Origin of the sequence: Novacetimonas pomaceti, assembly GCF_003207955.1 — a bacterium.
GTDB lineage: Bacteria > Pseudomonadota > Alphaproteobacteria > Acetobacterales > Acetobacteraceae > Novacetimonas > Novacetimonas pomaceti.
Genome location: NZ_NOXG01000054.1, coordinates 1 through 5,516, shown reverse-complemented (window position 1 = coordinate 5,516; position 5,516 = coordinate 1). Strand labels below are relative to the sequence as shown.

Sequence of the window (5,516 nt, the reverse complement as noted above, 5' to 3'; positions counted from 1 at the left end):
TTCGGGCTATGACGCGGGCAAGAAGGTCAAGGGCCGCAAGCGCCATATCGTGACTGATACCTGCGGCTTCCTGATCTTTCTCCTCGTTCATGCCGCCGACATCCAGGACCGTGATGGGGCGGTTGATGTTCTGGCGGCAATACGCAGGCGCTTTCCCTGGCTGCGCCACATCTTCGCTGATGGCGGCTATGCTGGCGACAAATTGCGATCCGCGCTCGCCTCCATGGGAAAATGGACGATCGAAATCATCAGGCGGCCCGATACGGCGAAGGGCTTTCAGATCCTGCCGCGCCGCTGGGTGGTTGAACGGACATTCGCCTGGCTGGGACGGTGCAGGCGGCTCGCCAAAGATTGGGAAAAGTCCATTGCTTCCTCAACCGCATGGACATTGATTGCCTCGATCCGAATGCTCACACGACGGACTGCAAAGCATTGTCAGGGTTAAAGAACTTTCGAATCAGGCTTGTCTTATGCATTCCGTGTCGCTGCGTGCGACAAAGGACTGATTTTTCCGGGGTGGCCACCCCGGAAAAATCAGGAAGGGGACGGGTCGGTAACAGGCAGACCGTAATGGGTCGACTTGAGAGTATGACCACCCCTTCTTTTCCTTGTGCCCTGAACGGATACCCGAGGTTCGGCCTCGGATGACAAGCATAGGACATGGAAAAGATGACGCATCCAGTTGCGGCTTCCAAGGCCGAATTGCCACCCGCATCGATCACAATCGGGATCGATGTATCCAAGGATCATCTCGACGCTGCCCGTCACCCTGCCGGTGATACCGTCCGTGTCGCCAACACCCGCAAGGGCCAGACCGCGCTTCTGCGCTGGATCGGCGACATCAAAGCCGTTGCCCGGGTGGTGTTCGAGCCAACCGGCCCCTATCACCGCATACTGGAGGAACGCCTGGCGGCCGTTGGTATCCCGCTGGTCAAGGTTAATCCACGACAGGCGCGGCGTTTCGCCGAAGCCACCGGCAAACTCGCGAAGACAGATCGCGTCGATGCGTTGATGCTGGCGCGCTACGGTGCCCTGCTGGATCCGGTGGCCCGGCCAGTCCGCACGGATATACAGAACCGCCTGGCCGAACTGGTGGCCGCGCGCCGCAGTTTGATGCGCGACCGCACGGCAACGCTCAATCGTCTCAAGACCCTCACGATCGGCTTGCTGCAGCGCCACGCGCGTCATCGCCTGCGGCAGATCGAGGCGCAGGTCACATCCCTCGATGCGGCGACTGACGCGCTCGTGGCGGAAGATGCGCATCTGTCCCGGCGCCGGGACGTGCTGGCCAGTATTCCGGGACTGGGAACGGTCACGGCTCATGCGCTTCTGGCCGACATGCCCGAACTCGGCATGATGGAAGAAGGTCAGGCAGCCTCACTGGCCGGGCTGGCACCCATCACGCGCCAGTCCGGCACATGGCGAGGCCGCAGCTTCATCCAGGGTGGTCGTGCCATCGTGCGGCAAGCGCTCTACATGCCGGCCATCGTTGCCATGCGGTTCAACCCAGACCTCAAGCGTGTTTACGACCGCCTTATCGCAAAGGGAAAACACGCCAAGATCGCCATTACCGCAATCATGCGAAAGCTCGTCGTCCTCGCAAACGCCCTGCTTCACAAAGATCGGCTTTGGACGCCAAAAGCCGCTTGACCACAACGGATACTCTTAGTAAATATATTATAATTAAATATATGTCGCTTCGTAACTATAAATATTATTTAGTTAATAATAGAACGGATCGCGTAGTTGTGTATTATAAGCATGATGTGGCATGTCTTTCCTGATACTAAGCGGTCTATTTTGGAGTTGCTGATCGATAAACTTTTTCTGAAAAGCAAGACCCCGCCGAAGAACTTTTGATGGACGATATTGGTGACCTTCTGGTATCAGCAGAACGGTGCGAAACGGCGTGCCTTGCCATTTTGAGTTTGCTCCGTGGTGGATTGCCGCACAATTGTTTATTCGATGGTCGAAGCTTGGGGTGTCTGTGCCTGTTTGAAAAGGTCAGGGGCACGGACTCGGGCACTGTCTTTCCCGACAGCACGACGATCCGTGCCCATTGCAAGTCTGCCGGGGCGGCAAAAAGAAGGGCTAGAGAGAACGCTGGGAGGACCATGAAGCTCGTGGTCACTCACGTAGAGGCTGTGGCACCAAGGTGTGCCCAGCTGCGGATGGCCATAGAGCGCTCCCCCGCGCATTCACGTGGACAGGCACATGAACTACCGTGTGCCTATGCCATGCTGGATGATCTGCCACCCCCACCAATCTATGTCGTCTGTAATCACGGATATGCCTCGCATAAATTCCGTGAAGATCTCTAGAACTGCGGATCTGGTCCTGTCATCTCGCCAAGGAAAAGCGATCCTCCAGTCGGTTGCCCCGGATGCGCGTTCAGGCACAGCCATCTGGTCGAAAACCTACGGGTAAAACTCAAGGAATGGTGGGCTGTCGCGATCTGATACAAGAACATACTTACATCCTTTCTTTCCGTTATCTTCATCGCCGCTACAGCAGACTACATCAAGACCTAATAGGCCGTGGTCTTGGTGCCACGCTCCAGGAGCCATGCCCGTCGAGGCACCTGCCCAGGAACGCCAGTGCGGCACGCGGATATTTCCGGATTTCCAGAAGGCTGCCGGTGGGTACCTCCATGTGGTAGGCGCCAATCCGGGTAGCGCAATGCGGCTGGCCGCGCAGGAACTTTATGCCCCTGCCGGTTCGAACTGCCTGACGGGGACCAAAAACACCGACAACGTGACGGCCACCGAGGTAAATATCGGCGTTGAACTGGCGCCACAGCGGTGCCCTGACATCCTGCTCGTCGACTTCGACCTGCACGGTGCAGCAGTCATGCCACGTATCTGGCGTGCCATCCACGCCATACAGGGCCTGGCAGATCTGGCGGATCGCCTGCTCGTGTTCGGGGAGGAAGGACCAGCCGATTTCCTTGCCGAGAAAACGTCCCCTGTAACGTCGGGCCTGGATTGCCAGTTCGGGATGAAAGTCGGCCTTCAGGGTGATGCGGCCTTCCGACGCAGTAATCACGGCCATGATGAACTCCCAATGTAGCGACAGGGAAATTATAGGATGATCATCATAATTGTACAAGAATAAATGACACGATTATGAGCGAAATAAGAAAATAAAGCAGAAATAAAAATACAGAGGGAAAAAGCATGACCTCGGCCCCTGCCGGGTTTCTGACCTGGTTTCTGCGGTCTGAAGCGGTCGTCGTCGGGCGCAACCCCCAGGCCTGCGGTCGGGACGGCACCGTGAAGCCGCATGCGCGGCTTCCGCACCACTGCCGCCCCGAGGGGTTGCGCCCGCCGCCTGAGGCCCGCTTCCGCGCGACCGCACCAGGTCAGAGATCCGGCAGGGGCTGGAGACGACCAGGAAGGAAAAAAGGAACAAGACCATGAGCCAGTCAGTCAATCGCGCCATCATCATCGGTCACCTGGGCAGGGATCCGGATCTTGCCGCACGTAGGGATGGGGAGGGCAAAATCGCGTCCTTCGGCGTGGCGACAAGTGAAACCTGGACCGATCGCGCGAGCGGCGAGCGCCGGGAAAAAACCCAATGGCACCGTGTCGTCTCTTTCAATGATCACCTTTCGGCCGTGATCGAACGTCGGTGCCAGAAGGGAACATTGGTCTATGTCGAAGGCCATCTCGAGACACGCAAATGGACCGATCAGCAGGGACAGGACCGTTATGTGACCGAGATCATCATTGATCGGTTTGATGGAAACCTGAAGGTGCTGGCCAATGGTCGAAGCACGGGCGATGGACGTTTTGATGAAGAGCGTCCCTCGCGGAGCACTGCACAGCGCCCCGTTCCTGCCGCAACTTCCAACGCGCAGGAAGTGGATGACGAAATCCCGTTTTAGGCCGCGCGATGTTCCGGGTCGTCAATGACCCGGAGCATTGTGCCTATTCAGGGAGAAGAAAATGCGGTTTCTGCTGCGCCAGTTCCCGTCATGAATACTTGTGAGGCCTGTCCGACCTGATGGCGTGGGCGATCGGGAAAGTCTGTCGGCCGATATTGGAACGCCGGTCGTCCGTCCACATCGGGGATGAACTGTGTCTCTCCTGTTTCTCCATCAACCTTTAAGCGGGTTCGTGAACCTTATTTTTTCGTCGGTCGCATGATGTGGGCGCAGACGGGATCCTCCACAGGGAGTATCTGGCGTCGTGAGTGCCCGCTCATCCATGGTCCCGGTAATGCGTGCGCAGTGGCGCGGGCACATGCCGTTTGCTGCTGCGCGTAGACTGCGGCCATTCGTGCGTCCCGTATTCTTTTGCAGTTCACGCAGAATAAAAACCCTCAACGCGGAATATCAGGACGCAATATCTCGACGAACCATACAGAGGTCGTCGTGTGTTTCCGCACGATCATCTCAAATACTCACCGTAAATACCGGAGCGGTCTGAAACACAACCCATGCTGTTCGTGAAGGAGTGTCTTTCATGGCTTACGCGTCTTCCCCAGAAGCACAGCAAAGAGAACTTGATGAGCTTCGCAATGCTGTAAACTGCGCCGTTGTTCTGGAGAAAGCCGGGTTCCGGCTGGATCGGCAGGCCACCGCGCAGCGTTCCGCCCGCAACCTGAAATTTCGCCGTGATAGTGAGGCCATTATTGTCAATCACGATGGCAAGGGCTGGTGGGACCCCAAGGGCGACGGCAAGGGCGATGTCTTCAAGCTTGTCCAGTATCTCGATCCCTCGAAGAACCTCGGTCATGTCAGGCAGGAACTTCGCGCCCTGATCGGCAGGAGCCCGACGCTCGAAGTGGTCGAGCGTACGAAGGGAGCCGCTGACAGACCGCGGCGCGATCCCGCTGAACTGTGGAACCGTCGCACCGCACCCGGGCAGGGGACGGCTGCATGGCGCTATCTGACGGAGATCCGTGGTTTGCCCGACCATATTGTCGCGATTGCCGGACAGCAGGGCGCGCTGAAGGAAGGCCCGCACGGAACCGCCTGGTTTGGCCACCGGGATGCGGACGGGCAGTTCACCGGCATGGAAATGCGGGGGCCGGATTACAAGGGGTTTTCGACGGGCGGGGTTGGCAAGCGTCTCTTCGGTTTCCGGGCCGACGGGGGAGAAGCGCCCGTGACGCGCCTTGTCGTCACCGAGGCGGCCATTGATGCATTGTCCTTTGCAGCACTCGATCGCTTCCAGAAAGGAACGCTCTATACCTCGACGGGTGGCGGCATGAGCCCAGAGAGCGAAGCGAACCTGAAACGGGTCATGATGCAGGTCGCCGCCCAGCCTGAAGCGCGACTGGTTGTTGCCGTTGATAACGACCTGCAGGGGGATCGTTATGCCGGGAAATTCGCTGCGATGGCACGGGACGTCGGTCTCTGGTCAGGACGGATATCTCCCAAAGGGCCGGAAGAGGACTGGAATGCGGTCCTTAGGACCCGCAGGGAAGGAATGCAGGCAGGTTCTGTTCCCGTTGCGCCCTTGTGCCGTCTGTCCGAAGTCCTGGGTTCAGGGGCGAAAGCGCAGCCGGAG

5 protein-coding genes are annotated in these 5,516 nt (G+C 58.2%); 4 read left to right on the top strand and 1 reads right to left on the bottom strand.

Going from position 1 to position 5,516, the window contains the following annotated elements; genetic code table 11:
• A partial coding sequence (locus CFR71_RS15095; protein WP_110532138.1) for an IS5 family transposase occupies window positions 1-445 on the top strand: 445 nt, incomplete at its 5' end.
• A 224-nt stretch (window positions 446-669) separates the two neighbouring features.
• Entirely contained in the window at window positions 670-1,650 is a 981-nt protein-coding gene (locus tag CFR71_RS15090) for an IS110 family RNA-guided transposase (RefSeq protein WP_165832123.1), read from the top strand.
• An 870-nt stretch (window positions 1,651-2,520) separates the two neighbouring features.
• Here the strand turns inward: CFR71_RS15090 and CFR71_RS15080 are convergent.
• The gene (locus CFR71_RS15080) at window positions 2,521-3,051 is read right to left on the bottom strand and encodes a hypothetical protein (protein ID WP_110532140.1); all 531 of its coding nucleotides are present in this window, start codon (window positions 3,049-3,051) and stop codon (window positions 2,521-2,523) included.
• A gap of 364 nt (window positions 3,052-3,415) precedes the next feature.
• Here CFR71_RS15080 and ssb point away from each other — a divergent pair, with 364 nt between their 5' ends.
• Both ssb and CFR71_RS15070 read left to right on the top strand, forming a co-directional pair.
• Window positions 3,416-3,886: a single-stranded DNA-binding protein gene (gene ssb / locus CFR71_RS15075; RefSeq protein WP_110532134.1), complete on the top strand. Its 471-nt coding sequence runs from the start codon at window positions 3,416-3,418 to the stop codon at window positions 3,884-3,886.
• Between the two features lie 580 nt (window positions 3,887-4,466).
• Window positions 4,467-5,516: DUF3991 and TOPRIM domain-containing protein (locus CFR71_RS15070; RefSeq protein WP_110532132.1), on the top strand; the 1,050-nt coding region annotated here is incomplete at its 3' end.